12 protein-coding genes, 1 pseudogene and 1 riboswitch are annotated in these 15,011 nt (G+C 74.8%); of the genes and pseudogenes, 6 read left to right on the top strand and 7 right to left on the bottom strand.

The window, feature by feature from the left end; all coding sequences use genetic code 11:
* Positions 1-25: 25 nt before the first annotated feature.
* Positions 26-376 (bottom strand): ArsR/SmtB family transcription factor, encoded by a 351-nt coding sequence (locus ACZ5CZ_RS15895; RefSeq protein WP_385841670.1) that lies wholly within the window; start codon positions 374-376, stop codon positions 26-28.
* Positions 377-454: 78 nt separating this feature from the next.
* A riboswitch (cobalamin riboswitch) is annotated at positions 455-638 on the top strand.
* Between the two features lie 25 nt (positions 639-663).
* On the opposite strand from ACZ5CZ_RS15895, the gene nicT reads away from it, so the two are divergent.
* Positions 664-1,776, top strand: a complete 1,113-nt coding sequence (gene nicT / locus ACZ5CZ_RS15890; RefSeq protein ID WP_385841669.1) for a Nickel transporter NicT — start codon at positions 664-666, stop codon at positions 1,774-1,776.
* Positions 1,777-1,796: 20 nt separating this feature from the next.
* Here nicT and ACZ5CZ_RS15885 read toward each other — a convergent pair whose 3' ends face one another.
* The gene (locus ACZ5CZ_RS15885; RefSeq protein ID WP_385841668.1) at positions 1,797-2,762 is read right to left on the bottom strand and encodes a nucleoside hydrolase; all 966 of its coding nucleotides are present in this window, start codon (positions 2,760-2,762) and stop codon (positions 1,797-1,799) included.
* 38 nt (positions 2,763-2,800) lie between these two features.
* Positions 2,801-4,075, bottom strand: a pseudogene (gene thrS, locus ACZ5CZ_RS15880) (threonine--tRNA ligase); the annotation flags it as partial.
* Positions 4,076-4,313: 238 nt separating this feature from the next.
* On the opposite strand from thrS, the gene ACZ5CZ_RS15875 reads away from it, so the two are divergent.
* Positions 4,314-5,105 (top strand): hypothetical protein, encoded by a 792-nt coding sequence (locus ACZ5CZ_RS15875; RefSeq protein ID WP_468943075.1) that lies wholly within the window; start codon positions 4,314-4,316, stop codon positions 5,103-5,105.
* A gap of 346 nt (positions 5,106-5,451) precedes the next feature.
* Here ACZ5CZ_RS15875 and ACZ5CZ_RS15870 read toward each other — a convergent pair whose 3' ends face one another.
* Positions 5,452-6,801 carry a helix-turn-helix domain-containing protein gene (locus ACZ5CZ_RS15870; protein WP_468943072.1) on the bottom strand — a complete coding sequence of 450 codons (1,350 nt, stop codon included), beginning with the start codon at positions 6,799-6,801 and terminating at the stop codon, positions 5,452-5,454.
* Positions 6,802-6,947: 146 nt separating this feature from the next.
* On the opposite strand from ACZ5CZ_RS15870, the gene ACZ5CZ_RS15865 reads away from it, so the two are divergent.
* Positions 6,948-7,250, top strand: coding sequence for a hypothetical protein (locus ACZ5CZ_RS15865; RefSeq protein ID WP_468943130.1), 303 nt, complete (start codon positions 6,948-6,950; stop codon positions 7,248-7,250).
* Positions 7,247-8,488: an amidohydrolase gene (locus tag ACZ5CZ_RS15860; RefSeq protein WP_468943069.1), complete on the top strand. Its 1,242-nt coding sequence runs from the start codon at positions 7,247-7,249 to the stop codon at positions 8,486-8,488. The genes ACZ5CZ_RS15865 and ACZ5CZ_RS15860 overlap by 4 nt, the downstream gene beginning before the upstream one ends.
* 9 nt (positions 8,489-8,497) lie before the next feature.
* Here the strand turns inward: ACZ5CZ_RS15860 and ACZ5CZ_RS15855 are convergent, their stop codons facing one another.
* The gene (locus ACZ5CZ_RS15855) at positions 8,498-9,631 is read right to left on the bottom strand and encodes a hypothetical protein (protein WP_468943067.1); all 1,134 of its coding nucleotides are present in this window, start codon (positions 9,629-9,631) and stop codon (positions 8,498-8,500) included.
* A gap of 78 nt (positions 9,632-9,709) precedes the next feature.
* Positions 9,710-10,909, bottom strand: a complete 1,200-nt coding sequence (locus tag ACZ5CZ_RS15850; RefSeq protein WP_468943123.1) for a PP2C family protein-serine/threonine phosphatase — start codon at positions 10,907-10,909, stop codon at positions 9,710-9,712.
* A gap of 213 nt (positions 10,910-11,122) precedes the next feature.
* On the opposite strand from ACZ5CZ_RS15850, the gene ACZ5CZ_RS15845 reads away from it, so the two are divergent.
* On the top strand, positions 11,123-11,605 hold the full coding sequence (locus ACZ5CZ_RS15845) for a hypothetical protein (protein ID WP_385841662.1): 483 nt from the start codon (positions 11,123-11,125) through the stop codon (positions 11,603-11,605).
* 1,050 nt (positions 11,606-12,655) lie between these two features.
* Here the strand turns inward: ACZ5CZ_RS15845 and ACZ5CZ_RS15840 are convergent.
* Positions 12,656-14,122 (bottom strand): aminotransferase-like domain-containing protein, encoded by a 1,467-nt coding sequence (locus ACZ5CZ_RS15840; RefSeq protein ID WP_468943064.1) that lies wholly within the window; start codon positions 14,120-14,122, stop codon positions 12,656-12,658.
* An 87-nt stretch (positions 14,123-14,209) separates the two neighbouring features.
* Between ACZ5CZ_RS15840 and ACZ5CZ_RS15835 the strand changes: the two genes are divergently transcribed.
* Complete coding sequence (locus ACZ5CZ_RS15835) at positions 14,210-14,992, top strand: alpha/beta fold hydrolase (RefSeq protein ID WP_468943061.1); 783 nt, start codon at positions 14,210-14,212, stop codon at positions 14,990-14,992.
* Positions 14,993-15,011: the final 19 nt, after the last annotated feature.

Here is a 15,011-nt window from a genome sequence, read left to right as displayed (position 1 = left end):
CTTCAGCGGCGAGGTGCGCCGCGTTTCACTCCCCGCAGTGCTCCAACAAGCCCCGCACCCGCTGGTCCACCACCCGGTAGCGGACCACCCGCCCCTCCTTCTCCCCCGCCACCACGCCCGCCGCACGCAGCAGCCGCAGCGCCTGGGAGACCGCCGGGTCGTTCATGCCCGTGGCGACGGCCAGGTCCGAGACGGCGAGCGGCCCGGTGTGGTGCAGGGCCAGCAGCAGGGCGAGCCGGTTGGGATCGGCGAGCAGCGAGAAGCGGTCGGCCCAGGCGCGCAGACGGCCCGCGTCGCCGATGGCGGCGATCGCGTCGCACACCCGGTGGCCGTCGATGGTGCGACGGTCGGCGCGGTCGGCAGGCACGAGATGCATGCCCACATCCTCGCAGGCCGGTATGTGATCTTGAATACCTGCCCGGTTGTGCAGCTATGCAGGAGATGGTCGGGCCCCCTACGGTGGGCGGGCCGTGGTGCTCGGGAAGTCGATGAGAGATCGACGCGGCCCTCGCCACTGTGATCGGGGAGTTCCCGTCCCGTCCGGCATCCGCCGGGCCACTGGTCGTACGACCGGGAAGGCAGGGGCGACGAACGCACGACCCGTAAGCCAGGAGACCGGCCACGGCACTGATGAAGGATCCACGAGGTGCTGGAGCTGACCGTATGAACCTGCCCGGAACCACCCTGCCCGCGTCCGACAAGGCGGCCTTCCGCTGGCAGCGCGAGGACACGGTCAGGACGGCCGGACTGCTCGCGGTGATCGTCGCCCTGCACGTCGTCGCCTTCGGCATCCTCTTCCTGCTCGTCGCCCCCGGGCACTACAAGGTGGGCCGGGACGTCTTCGGCGTCGGTCTCGGCATCACCGCCTACACCCTCGGCATGCGGCACGCCTTCGACGCCGACCACATCGCCGCGATCGACAACACCACCCGCAAGCTGATGGCCGACGGCAAGCGGCCGGTGTCGGTGGGCTTCTGGTTCGCCCTCGGCCACTCCAGCGTGGTGGTGCTGCTGGCGCTGCTCATCGCCGGCGGCACCCGGTTGGCGGGCACGGTGACCAGCGAGAAGTCCACCACCCACCAGGTGCTCGGCTTCATGGGTACGACGGTCGCCGGCGCCTTCCTCTACCTGATCGCGGCCCTCAACCTGGTCGCCCTGCTGGGCATCCTGCGGGTCTTCCGGTCGATGCGCGCGGGCACCTTCGACGAGCGGGAGCTGGAACGGCAGCTGGACTCGCGCGGGTTCATGAACCGCTTCCTCGGCCGGCTGACCAGGTCCGTCTCCCGCCCCGGCCAGATGTACCCGGTGGGCTTCCTGTTCGGCCTCGGCTTCGAGACGGCCACCGAGGTCACGCTGATGGTGATGGCGGGCTCGGGCGCGGCCGCGGGCCTGCCCTGGTACGCGATCCTGTGCCTGCCGCTGCTCTTCACCGCCGGGATGTGCCTGTTCGACACGCTCGACGGCACGTTCATGAACTTCGCCTACCAGTGGGCGTTCTCGCACCCGGTCCGCAAGGTGTTCTACAACCTCACCATCACCGGGCTGTCCATCGCCGTCGCCTTCTTCATCGGCACGATCGAGCTGGTGGGCGTGGTCCACGACAAGCTGGACCTGCGCGACTCCGTCACCGGCTGGATCGCCGGGGTGAACCTGGACAGCGCCGGTTACGTCATCGTCGGCCTGTTCGTGGTGGTGTGGGCGGCGGCGCTGGCGTACTGGAGGTTCGCGCGGGTGGAGGAACGCTGGACGGCGCGCGCCTCCACCCTGTCCGACTAGGGCCCTCTTAAAAGGAGGCCCTAGCGTTCGACCGTCTCCAGGTACAGCTTCACGAACCGGTCCACGTCGACGTCCAACGCCACGTCCACCAGGGCCTGTTCGCGGGCCTCACCGTGGATCTCGGACTCGCCCGGCCGGGGCCGGCGGTCCACGATGGTCTGGCCGCGGCCCGGGCCGGGGGCCAGGGAGACCTCCACCGGGAGGCGGCGGGTGACGATGCCCTGCGGGTCGGCGACCGCGCACACCGCGCCCGCGTCGCCGAGGCCGCCCGCCTCCTCCGCCTCCGGCTCCTCGCCCTGCGTGGTCGGCCGGTGCGCGAGCAGCTCGCCGGCCAGCCGGGTGCCGGGCTCGCTGCTGGCGCGCAGCCGGTGCACGTCCGGGGTGTCCACCACCACCCGCATGAAGACGTCCAGGCCGTACATGGTGATCGGTACCCCGGCGGTGAGCAGGATCGCCGCCGCCTCCGGGTCGTGCCAGACGTTGAACTCGGCGACCGGTGTGGCGTTCCCGGTGGCGACCGCCCCGCCCATGAACACGATCCGCTCGATGTTGCGGGTCACCTCGGGGTGGGTGCGCAGCAGCAGGGCGATGTTGGTGAGCGGCGCGGTGGGGATCAGGGTGACCGGGCGCGGGGAGGCCAGGATCTCCCGGCGCAGCAGCGTGATCGCGTCCACGTCGGCGGCGGTGCGGGACGGCGCGGGCAGGCCGAGGTCGCCCATGCCGTCGGCGCCGTGCACATGCTGCGCCGGCCGGGCGGGCTCCAGCAGCGGGCGCTCGGCACCCCGGCCCACCGGGATGTCCGGGGCGCCCGCCTGCTCCAGCACGGTGAGGGTGTTGCGGACCACGCCGTCGACGTCGGTGTTCCCGGCGACACAGGTCACCGCCCGCAGGTCCAGTCCCGGGTGGCGGACGGCGAACAGCAGGGCCAGGGCGTCGTCCACGCCGGTGTCGCAGTCGATGATCACGGGGATGGGCTGACCGGTCACAGCTGACTCCTTCGTCGTACCGACGTTCAAACCCTAGATCAGGTCCACAGCTCCGCGCCGCGCGCACGCACCCGCTCGCCGATCCGCCGCAGCAGCTCCGGCACCGGCAGCTCGCCCGGGCGCCGCCCGTCCCGCAGCCGTACGGCCGCCAGCCCGGCGTCCGCCTCCCGCGCGCCGATCACCGCCTGGTACGGCACCAGGCGCGCCGCCCGGATCCGGGCGCCCAGGGTGCCCTGCTCGGGCCCGGCCAGCTCGGCCCGCAGCCCGGCCTCCCGGGCCCGTGCGACCGCCTCCGCGGCCTGTGCCACCTGCTCCTCGGCGACCGGCAGCACCACCAGCTGCACCGGGGCCAGCCAGGCCGGGAAGGCCCCGCCGTGGGCCTCCACGAGATGGGCGACGGCCCGCTCCACGCTGCCGATGACGCTGCGGTGCACCATCACGGGCCGGTGCTTCGCGCCGTCCGGGCCGATGTAGTGCAGGTCGAAGCGGGCGGGCTGGTGGAAGTCGATCTGCACGGTGGACAGGGTGGACTCGCGGCCCGCCGGGTCGGCGATCTGCACGTCGATCTTCGGGCCGTAGAAGGCGGCCTCCCCCTCGGCCTCCTCGTGCTCGATCCCGGCCTCGGCGAGCACCTCCCGCAGCATCCCGGTGGCCCGCCGCCACAGCTCGGGATCGGCGACGTACTTCCCGCCCGCCCCGGGCAGCGACAGCCGGTGGCGTACGGCACGGATGCCGAGGTCGGCGTAGGCGCGGGCGATCAGCCGCAGCGCGTCGCGGGCCTCCTGCACGGCCTGGTCCAGGGTGCAGAAGATGTGCGCGTCGTTCAGCTGGATGGCCCGGACCCGGGTCAGCCCGCCGAGCACACCGGACAGCTCGGCCCGGTACATGGGCCCCAACTCGGCGATGCGCAGCGGCAGTTCGCGGTAGCTGTGGGAGCGGGAGCGGTAGATCAGGGCGTGGTGGGGGCAGAGGCTGGGCCGCAGCACGACCTCGTCCTCGCCGACTTGCATGGGCGGGTACATGTCGTCGCTGTAGTGGTCCCAGTGCCCGGAGATCTCGTACAGCTCGCGTTTGCCGAGCACCGGCGAGTACACGTGCCGGTAGCCGGCGGCGCGCTCCGCGTCCCGGATGTACTCCTCCAGGGTGTGCCGGACCACCGCCCCGTCGGGCAGCCAGTACGGCAGGCCCGCGCCCATCAGCGGGTCGGTGTCGAACAGGTCCAGGTCACGGCCGAGCCGGCGGTGGTCGTGCATGGCGGGACGCTCCTTCTGGGGGGAGGCGTACGCCCCGTCACAGACCGAAGCCCCGGGGCGTGCGCCCCGGGGCTTGGATGCTGGTCAGGTGTCAGCGCGCCGGGACGGTCTCCGGCGTCGTCGTGCGGTTCGGGCACTGCTGGGCGCGCTGCATGCCCCGGACGCTAACAGGCCCCGCCCGGCGCGGGCCACCCTTTTTCCGCCGCCCCCCGCTCACCCGTACGGCCCCGAGCGCTGGTGGCCGGGGCGGCCCGGTGATCCCGTGAGATCAGGCACCAGACCTGCGCAGGAGGCACCGATGACCGCAGCGATACCCCGCGGCCCGCACGGCCGCCTCCCCTTCGTCCTGCTCGGCGTCGGCCTGCTCGCGCTCGGCGGCTGTGCCGCCCTCAGCCTGAAGCAACCGGAAAGCGCCCCGTACCCCGTGCCCACGATCGCCAAGCCGACCGCGCCGCCGAAGAAGTCCGCCCACCCCGGCGGCTCCTCCCTCACCGACGAGCAGGCGCAGGCCGCGCTGCTCACCCAGACCGACCTCGGCGCCCCCTGGACGGCGACCCGCGGCGCGGCCACCTGGCGGGACGCGCTGCTGAAGGCGACCACGGCGGCCGGCGCCTGCCAGAAGTTCCTCGACGCGCTCTACGCGGACGAGCTGCTCGGCGGTCCCGCCCGGGCCGCCGTCGGCCTGGACGACGCCGACACCGACGCCCAGCTGCGCTACGCCATCGCCGCACGCCGCCCGTCGGACGTGGACGCGGCGCTGGCCTGGCTGAGCACGATGCCGGTCCAGTGCGCCCGGTTCACCGCCACCACCCAGACCGGGATCACGGAGGACGTCCAGATAGGCGCGGCGGCACTGCCCGAGGTCGGGGACGCCCGCCAGGGCCTGCGCGTCTCCCTGGCGGCCATGACCCGTGACGGTCAGCAGGCCCTGCTCACGATGGACGTGGCCGCCGTACGGGTCGGCCAGGACTCCTTCACCCTCACCAACGGCGGCCTCGGCGACATCGGCAACGACGCCACCCAGGCAGCCGTCCAGATCGGCGCCCTACGCCTGGCGGACGTCCGCAGACAGGGGCACGCGGAGGTGTGAGGGCGGGGGGATTGCGGGGGGATTACAGCGGGGGTGGTGCCGGGGGCGTCTCACTGTGGCGGCTCTGCCGGGGCGTGTCTCGCGGCGGCGGCTCCACCGGGGACGCGATTCCCGGCGGCAGCCCTGCCGGGGACGCGATTCCCGGCGGCAGCCCTGCCGGGGACGCGATTCCCGGCGGCAGCCCTGCCGGGGACGCGGCTCCCGGCGGCAGCCCTGCCGGGGACGCGGCTCCCGGCGGCAGCCCTGCCGGGGACGCGGCTCCCGGCGGCAGCCCTGCCGGGGGCGCGCCTCGCGGCGACCATCCCGAGGACAGGGCCACAGCAATGGCCGTGCCGCGAGGCGGGGCTCACAGCGGGGGTGGTGCCGGGGAGGGGCCCAGGGTGGTGGTGCCTGGGGTGGGGTGGGGGGTGAGGCCGGTGCGGTAGGCGTCCAGGGCCGCTTCCGTGCGGCCCGTGCGGCGCAGCAGGTCGCCCAGGAGGCGGCACAGGTCGGCCAGGTCGCCGGCGGCGCCCGCGCGTTCCAGGATGCTGAGGGCGCGGACGTAGTGCTCCTCGGCGGCCTCCGTGTCGCGGGCGTCCTCGGCGATGATGCCGAGGAGGCGGTGTGCGGCGGCGGCGTGCACGGCGCCGCGCTCGGAGGAGAAGTCGCCGAGGACGCCCTCCAGGAGGCTCGCGGCCTCGGCGGAGCTGCCCCGGCGGTGCAGGACGTCGGCCAGTTCGACGGCCGCCTGGCTGCGGTAGAGGGCGGCGCGGGTCTCCGACAGCATGGCCAGCGCCTGCCGCAACTCCTCCTCCGCCCGGTCGAGTTCGCCGTGCTGGGCGTAGACGTAGCCGCGCATCCAGTGGCAGTGGGCCAGCTCGGTGCGCAGGCGCAGCCGGCGGTACAGCTCGGCCGCCTTGGCGAGGGAGGCGTCGGCCTCGGCGATCCGGCCCTCGGCGAGCAGGGTGCGGGCGACCGCCCGGTGCATCCGGGCGATCAGCGCCGGATCGCCGGAGCGCGGGGCGAGCGCGAGGGCGTACTCGGCGGCCTTGGCGGCACGGGCGTGCGCGCCCATGTCCATGTACGGGCCGATGACGCTGGCGTAGAGCTGGAGCAGCGCGTCGGGGTCGTGCAGACCGCAGCGGTTCAGCTCGTCGAGGGCGGTCTCCAGGAGGTAGACGGCGTAGCGGAGTTCGCCCGCCAGGTAGTGGGCGACCGCCCGGCCGCGCACGGCCGGGACGCGGGCGGGCAGGGAGGACGAGGAGGCGGCGAGGCGCTCCTCGGCGCGCTCGAAGTGGTCGCGGGCCCGCTCCAGTTCGCCGGTCTCCAGGGCGCACTCGCCGAGGCCGAGCAGCGCGGTGGCCTGCTCGCCGTCGAGGTCGTACCGCTCCGCCTCCGTGAGCAGCTCCGCGTACCGCGCGGCGGCCTCCTCCGCGCGGCCGTCGGCGAGGATGCGCTGGGCCTCGGTGAGGCGGAGCCTGAGGTCGGTGGCGAGGTGGGCGGGGCGGCCGACGGCCAGCTCCTCGAAGGTCACGCCCAGCCGGTCCGCGATGTGCCGCAGCGCCTCGTCGGAGGCCCGGACCCGGCCCGCCTCCAGGGTGGAGACATAGGCCGGCGTGTACGCCGGTTCGGCCAGCTGCCGCTGGGTCAGTCCGCGTTCGGTGCGCAGCCGCTGCACCCGTCGCCCGACCGTCTCCGGGTCGTCCCGCTCCCGCATGCGCGGCCCCCAACTCGCCTTGTGTCCCTTGCCGTTCGCTCCGAACGCCCCTAGGTTAAACGGCGGATTAAACGTACTTGACCCACTTGGGCAAGTTGCCCTTGCCCAGCTGCCCGATACGTCGCCACCGTGCTTGCGAGGTCGCCGTGACCGGACGTACAACCGCACCCCCCGACCGGCCCGCCGCACGGTGCGCCCGGGGTGTCGCCGCCGCGGTGGTGGCCGTGGCGGCGCTGCTCACGGCGGCGAACGCGGGCCCGGCGCGGGCGGCGGACCGCCCCACGACGTCCGCCCCCACGACGTCCAACCCCACGACGTCCAACCTCACGACGTCCAACCCCACGACGTCCGACCCGACGACGTCCGCGCGGACCTCCGTACCGACGCCCGCACACGTTTTGGTGATCGCCGCCCATCCCGCCCCGCACGGTCCTACCCTGCGGCCATGACCTCTGCCGCCGCCCGCACCGCCCTGGACCTCACCTCCGGTCTGCCCGTGCCGGCCCTGGAGGACTTCTACCGCGATCTGCACCGCCACCCCGAGCTGTCCCTCCACGAGCACCGCACCGCCGGAAAGCTGGCCGAGCGGCTGCGGCAGGCCGGGTACGAGACCACCGAGGGGGTCGGCGGGACCGGGGTGGTGGGCCGGCTGCGCCACTGCGACGGGCCGACCGTGCTGCTGCGCGCCGACATGGACGCGCTGCCGGTGCGGGAGCGGACCGGGCTGCCGTACGCCTCCCGGGCCGACGGGGTGATGCACGCCTGCGGGCACGATCTGCACGTCACCTGGCTGGCCGGGGCCGCCGCCGCGCTGGCGGCCGGACGGGACACCTGGCGCGGCACCCTGCTGGTCGTCGGGCAGCCCGCCGAGGAGAGCGGGGGCGGGGCGCGGGCGATGATCGAGGACGGGCTGTACGAGCGGTTCGGGCGGCCGGACGCGCTGCTCGGGCAGCATGCCGCGCCGGGCCCGGCGGGCCTGTACCCGCACGCGCCGGGCCTGATCATGAGCGCGGCGACGGACGTGGACATCGTGGTGCACGGGCGCGGCGGGCACGGCTCGCGGCCCGAGGCGACCGTGGACCCCGTGGTGACCGCCGCCTATCTGGTGACGCGCTTGCAGACCGTGGTGTCGCGGGAGGTGGCGGCGGGCGAGTCGGCGGTGCTGACCGTCGGCCGGATCGAGGCGGGTTCCCGGCACAACATCATCCCCGACGAGGCGCACATCGCGCTCAACCTGCGCACCCAGTCGGAAGCGGTGCTCCAGCGGATGCTGGCCGCGATCCGGCGTATCGCGCGCGGTGAGTGCCTGGCCGCCGGCTGCCCGCGCGAGCCGGAGATCCTGGTCGGTACGACGTTTCCGGCGACGGTCAACGACGCCGGCACCGACGCCGCCGTGGCCGCCGTGCACGGCGAGGTCTTCGGCGCGGACACGGTGTTCGACCCGGGCCCGGCGATGGGCAGCGAGGACTTCCCGCAGCTCGCGCTGGGGGCGATCCCGTACTCGTACTGGTTCGTGACGACGACCCCCGCCGAGGTGTGGGAGCAGGCGCCCGGGGAGAGCGTGCCGGAGAAGTTGGCGGCCGTGCCGAGCAACCACAGCCCGCACTTCGCCCCCGACCTGTCGGTCGTCGCCCCCGGCGTCCGCACCCTGGTCGCCGGCGCCCTCGCGCTGCTGCCGGCCGCCTGAACCGGGCGGTCAGAGCGTCTGGAGCTGGCTGAGCTGCTGCCGGACGTTCTCCAGCGCACCCTGCCGGCGGCCCGGGACCCGGGCCCTCAGTCCGGCGAGCGCGGCGCCGAGTTCCCGCACCTGCGCCGGATCCGTGAGCTGCCCCCACTGGTGGTGCGCCCGGTCGACGGCCGCCTCCACGGCCGGCGCGTCCGGCGCCTGCCCGGCGGTCAACCGCGCCCCGGCGATCGCCAGCCACGCCCGGCAGCTGCGCTCCGCGTCCCCCGCCAGCATGGCCAGGTCGGCCCGGACCTCGGCCCAGTGCAGAGCCTCCTCGGAGCCGGCCCCGTGCACCTGGACGGCGGCAGCCGCACACCGCTCGGCCAGGGCCTCCGCCACCTCATGCCGCCCGGCCCGAACCGCCGCACTGATATCGGCGTGCGGATCGGAGGGGGGAGGGGTTTCCCGGGGTTCCCGGGGTGCGGGGGGTGCGGGGGCCGGAGGCTGTGGGGGAGTGTCGTAAGGGGTGTATGCGGGTTGCCCGGTGGAGAGGGAGAGGGCGTGGCCCGGGGTCGGCTCGGTGCGGGCCCAGGCCTGTTCGTGCAGCTGGGGCAGGGGTGGCCGGTGGCCGCTGCGCAGCAGGGTCGCCACCGCCTTCATGTACGACGCCTCCGCCGCCCTCCGCCGGCCGGACGCCGGGGCGAGACGGCCGTACACCGCCGTGTTCGGGCCGCAGTCGAGGCCGTGCTCGGCGAAGTACCGCCACGCCTCCGCGTCCGCGTGCAGGTCCACCACCAGCGCGGTGTCCGCGGCGGAGCGCAACCGCAGCTCCTCGCGGATCCAGTGCCAGGGCAGCGCGGTGTAGCGGACGGTGGCCGGGGTGGTGCGGGCCAGCGCCAGATGGGGCAGGCGCTGGCGGCGGTCCAGCGTCAGCTGTCCGGTGAGGTACACGGTCAGCGGGCCCGGCGCGGCCGCGGCGGCGCGCAGCCGGGTCAGCACGGCCTGCGGTTCCAGCGGGTCGACGAGTTCCACCACATGGGCGGTGTCGGTGCCGGCCAGCACATGCGGGGCGACGGCCGCGAGGACCGGCAGCACACCGGCCGCGTCCACCAGGCGCCCCCGGCCGACCGGCGCGGCCGCGAGCAGCAGCACGGTTCCGGGCATCGTCCCTCCCCACCCCTCGGTTCCGCCTCTCCAGCCAGCACCGTAACCGCTGTCGCCGCACCCCGGCAGGCCGGGCGACTATTCCTCCCCCTCTTCCGCCCCCTCTTCCACCTCGGGCTCCGCCACCGTCCGGCACACCGCGAACACCGTCGTGTCGTCCTCCAGCCGGCCCCCGCTGTGCCGCAGCACGCCGTCGCGGACCTGGCGGACCAGGCGGCCGGGTGCGGTGCGGCGCGGCTCCTCGGCGACCGCGCGGGTCAGTTCGCGGACCAGCGCGTAGAAGTCCCCGGCGTCGTCGCGGGCCTCGGTCACCCCGTCGGTGACCAGCAGCAGCGTCTCGTCGGCGGCCAGCGGCACCCGGCGCACCGGCGGCAGCCCGGCGCCCAGTTCGGCGAGGCCGAGCGGCAGCCCCTCCCCGCCGGGCAGTTCCCGCACCCCCCGCGGGCCGACCGCGAGCGGCGGTTCGTGCCCGAAGTTGACGACGTCGACCGCGCCGGAGGCGTCCTCGGGGAAGCCGATGAGCACGGCGGTGGCGAACCGGTCCCCGTCGTCCCGGCCGAGCGCGGCGGTGTGGGAGCGGTGCCGGAGCATCCGGATCTCCAGGCGTTCGGCGACGGTCGTGAGGTCCCGCTCGTGATAGCCGGCCTCGCGGAACGTGCCGAGCAGCGCGGCCGCCGTCTCCACCGCGGCCAGCCCCTTGCCCTGGACGTCCCCGACCAGGACCCGGGTGCCGTGCGGGCCGGGCTGGATGTCGTAGAAGTCGCCGCCGACCCGGGCGTCGACGTCGGCGGCGAGATACACCCCGGCGTGGTCGAGGCCCGCCCAGCGCGCCGGCAGCGGGCGCAGCACGGTCCGCCGGGTCGTCTCCACGATGTCCCGCATGTGCAGGGCCTGCCGCTCCCGGCCCAGCCGTACGGCGGCCGCCAGGGTGGCCAGCAGGCCGCCGAGGGCGACCAGCCCGAAGTCGCCCGGACCGGCCTGGTACTGCCCGGGCCAGGCGCTGTCCACGGCGACGTACGTCATCACCGCCAGCACGGCGTACGCGGCCGTCGTCCACACCCCGCAGAGTGCGGCGGCCGTGCTCGGCACCAGCACGATCCAGGAGATCATCCGGAACCGCTCGGGGGTGTTGAAGTCCAGCAGCACGATGGTGACGAGCAGCAGCAGGGGCACCAGCCAGGCGACGCTCCGCCCGCAGATCCGGAGCAGCGGGCGGCGCCGCCCGTACTCCACGACCGAACCGTCGTCCCTGCCGGGGCCCCTCCCGGTGTCCGTCACGACGTCGGTCACGGCGGGCAGCCCTCCATGCCCCTCAGCGAAACACGGCCCCGAACGCCCCGCATCACGAGCCGCTTCGGCCGCACGCCCCGCGTCACACGACGCTTCGGCCCCGCCGCGCCGGGGCACTCGTCACTCTCCTGGCCGACTTGCCGGGCCCTGCCCCCGGGTGTGCCCTGGAAGGCGGGGGCGAGGAGAGAGAGGAGCACTCTCATGGCTCACGCGGCACCCGCGCCCGGCGGCATGTCCCGTCCCGGCCGGACACCCGAGCTGGAAGGCCGGGCCGCCGAGGCGGTCCACCGGCCACCCGACGTCTTCGACGCGCGGACGCACCGCGTCGGGCGGTTCGCCGTACCGGTCGTCCTCGGCCTGGTGTACGGCTACTGGGTCGCGGCCGACAACCGCCAGGGCGGCCCCGTCACCGGCTGGAACCTGCTGCTGGGCTTCGCCAGCGCCCTCGTGTTCGCGGTGCTGCTCTACGCCCTGCTGACCGCTGCCCCGCGGATGCCGCGGGAGATCCACGCCCTGTTGTGGACGGCGTTCGTCGGCTGCGCGTTCGGCTTCCTGTACAGCCAGGAGGGGCACTCGATCTGGCGGTCGGTGCTGATCTCGCTGCTGGTCGCGGGCGTGACGTTCGGCGTGTTCTTCTACCGCTACTACACGCGCGAGGACGCGTTCGGCCGCCGCATCCGCTGAGCCCGTCTTCGCCCCACGGCATGCGCGTGGGCCCCGGCCTTGCTGACGGCCGGGGCCCACGCGCTCCCCTTTTCGTCCCTCACCAACTCCAGGAAACACCCGTTCGGGTGAGCCCTCCACCGGAAGGCCCGCGGAGCACCGGCACCGCCGGTCCCCCGAATGCAGTCACTCCGCTCGCGCCCGGCCGCCGCGGGCCGTTGCCTGGAAGCGTGTCCGCACACCTGAGGAGCGCCCTGTCGGCCGTACTGATCGCCCTGTCCTGCCTCCTCGTGCCGTTCGGCGCGCTGGCCGCCTGGGCGGCGTACGGGCTGACCGACACGGGCCGGTACGTCACCGCGATGGCCCCGCTCGCCGCCGACCCGGACGTGCGGGAGGCCGTCGCGGACACCGTCGGCGACGGGATCGTGCACGAGGTGGACCAGCAGCTGAACGTCGGCCGGGGCCGCCGCTCCGCCGCCCCCGTCCCCTCCGTCCGCCCGTTCGTGCGCGACGCGGTGCGCTCCTTCACCCACACCGAGGCCTTCCGGCTGGCCTGGGACACCGGCAACCGGGTCACCCACGACGCGATTCTGCGGGCGCTGCGCGACGACCCGGAGGACGACGACGACCGTCCCGTCACCGTCGACTTCGCGCCCGTCACCGACCAGGTCAAACGTCAGCTCACGCACGACCATGTGCCGCTCGCCGCGCGCATCCCGGTGGAGCACACGGCGGTCGCCGTGCTGCCTGCGGACGGGCTGGCGGCGCTCCGGAAGGGGTTCCACGTGCTCGAAGTCGCCGGTTTCTGGCTGCCGGTGGCGGCCGTCGCCTTCGCCGTCGCCGGGATCGCCCTGGCCGTCCACCGCCGCCGGGCCGTCGCCGCGACCGCGCTGGGCACGGCCCTGGGCGGCGCCCTGCTCGGCCTCGCCCTCTGCGTCGGCCGCGGTCTGACCCTCGCCGACCTGCCCGCCGATGTCCCCCACCCGGCAGCAGGGGCCGTCTACGACGCCCTGACCGGCACCCTGCGCACCGTCGCCTGGCTGCTGTTCGCCGTCGGTCTCGCGGTGGCCGTCACGGCCTGGCTGACCCGGTATCTGCCCCCGCTGCCGCTGGTCCGCCCCGTGCGACGGCGGCGAGCGTCCGCAGCGCCCGCGCCAGCACCGGCTCAGGCTCCGACGCGAGTCCGAGCCTGACCGCGTCCGGGGTGTGACTCGGGTCGACGGCGAAGGCCGTACCCGGGGTCACCGCGATCCCGTGCGCCCACGCGGCGGCCGTGAAGGTGTCGGCCCGCCAGGGCGCGGGCAGCTCCCACCAGGCGAAACAGGCGGCCGGGTCGGACCGTACGGCGAACCCGGCCAGCTCCCGCACCAGCAGCCGGTGCCGCCGCCGCGCGTCCGCCCGCTTGGCGGCCACCAGCCGGTCCACGAGGCCCTCCTCCAGCCACCGTACGGCCGCCTCCAGCGCGAAGCCGCCCGCGTTCCAGCCGCCGGAGCGGATGGCCCGGGCCACCGCCGCCCTTCCCGGCCCTGCCGGTCTTCCCGGCCCTCCCGGTCCTTCCGCCTCTTCTGGCCCCTCCGGTCCTTCAGGTCCTTCCGGTCCTTCCGGTCCTTCCGGTCCTTCCGGTACGACGATGAAGCCGATGGTGAGGCCGGGCGCGACCCGCTTGGACAGCCCGTCGACCTGGTACACCAGCCCCGGGGCGAGCGCGGCGAGCGACGGCGGGCCGCCCGGCTGGAGGAAGGACCAGATCCGGTCCTCGACCACCGGCATCCCCAGCCTGTGGACGGTCTCGGCGAGCTGCCGCCGCCGGTCCTCGCCCATCGTGCGCGCGGTCGGGTTGTGCAGGCTCGGCTGGAGGTAGAGGGCGGACAGCGGCGCGCTGCGGTGGGCGGCGGCGACGGCCTCGGGCAGGACGCCCTCCGGGTCCGCCCGGAGCGGTACGAGGACCAGGCCGAGCCGCGCCGCGATCTCCTTGACCAGCGGATACGTCAGCGGCTCCACCCCGACCCGGCCGCCGGGCCGGACCAGGGCGGCGAGCCCGGCGGCGATCGCCTGGCGGGCGTTGCCGGTGAACAGGATCCGCTCCGGGCCGGTCCGCGGCCCGCTCCGCCCCAGCAGGGCGGCGACCGCCTGCCGGGCGGCCGGGGTGCCCGCGACGGCGGCCGGCCGCAGCGCCTGCCCGAGGGCGTCCGGGTGCAGCTGGGCGGAGAGGGACGCGGCCAGCAGCTCCGCCTGGCCGGGCAGGACGGGGTAGTTGAGTTCCAGGTTCACCAGCCCGGGCCGCCCGGCCGCCGCCTCGACGAGGGCGTGCCCCGGCTGCCCGTCCGGCGCGGTGGCCCGGACGAACGTCCCGCGTCCGACCTCGCCCACCACCAGTCCCCGGCGCACGAGTTCGGCGTACACCCGGCCGGCGGTCGAGGGCGCGATCCGGTGCCGGCGCGCCAACGCCCGCTGCGGCGGCAGCTGTTGACCGGGCCGCAGCCGGCCTTCGGCGATGTCACCGGCGATCCGGTCGGCGATCCGCCGGTAGTCGTCCATCCGCCCCCCACTCCCCCGCAGACGGGGATTGCACCGAGGGCAAAGATCTTATTGCACCGAGGAGTTGGGGCACCTAGGGTCGATGACATGCCCCCCTTCCTCGCATATGAGGACAAAGGCCCCGCCGATGCGTCGCGGGTGCCGCTCGTCCTCGTCCACGGCCACCCCTTCGACCGCACGATGTGGCAGCCGCAGCTGACGGAGTTCTCCGCCGGCCGCCGGGTGATCGCCCCCGATCTGCGCGGCTATGGCGCCTCCCCGGTGACCCCCGGCACGGTCCCGCTCTCCCGCCACGCCGAGGACATCGGGGAACTCCTCGACTTCCTGGGCGTCGACGGCTTCGTGCTGGCCGGGCTGTCCATGGGCGGCCAGATCGTCATGGAGTGCCACGACCGCTTCGGGGACCGGATCCGGGGCCTGGTCCTCGCCGACACCTTCCCCGCCCCCGAGACCGCCGAGGGCCGGCAATTCCGCGCGGCGATGGCCGAGCGGCTGCTCGCCGAGGGGATGCGGGGGTACGCCGACGAGGTGCTGGAGAAGATGGTCGCGCCGTACGCCCGGCCCGAGGTCAAGGCGCACGTCCACCACATGATGACGGCCACCGCTCCGGAGGGGGCCGCCGCGTCCCTGCGCGGCCGTGCCGAACGGCCCGACTACCGGCCCCTGCTGACCCGGGTGAAGGCGCCGACGCTGGTCGTGGTCGGCGCCGACGACACCTACACCCCCGTGTCCGACGCCGAGTCCATGCACGCGGCCCTCCCCGACTCCGAGCTGCATGTCGTCCCGGGCGCGGCCCATCTGCCCAACCTGGAGTGCCCGGAGGAGTTCAACCGGGTGCTGGGGGCGTTCCTGGATCGGGTGGACGGCTGAGAAGTCCGTCCTTCCGGGG

It is taken from the genome of Streptomyces sp. NPDC031418 (genome assembly GCF_055581605.1).
The sequence above is the reverse complement of the archived record's forward strand: the minus strand, read 5'-3'. Positions and strand labels throughout refer to the sequence as shown.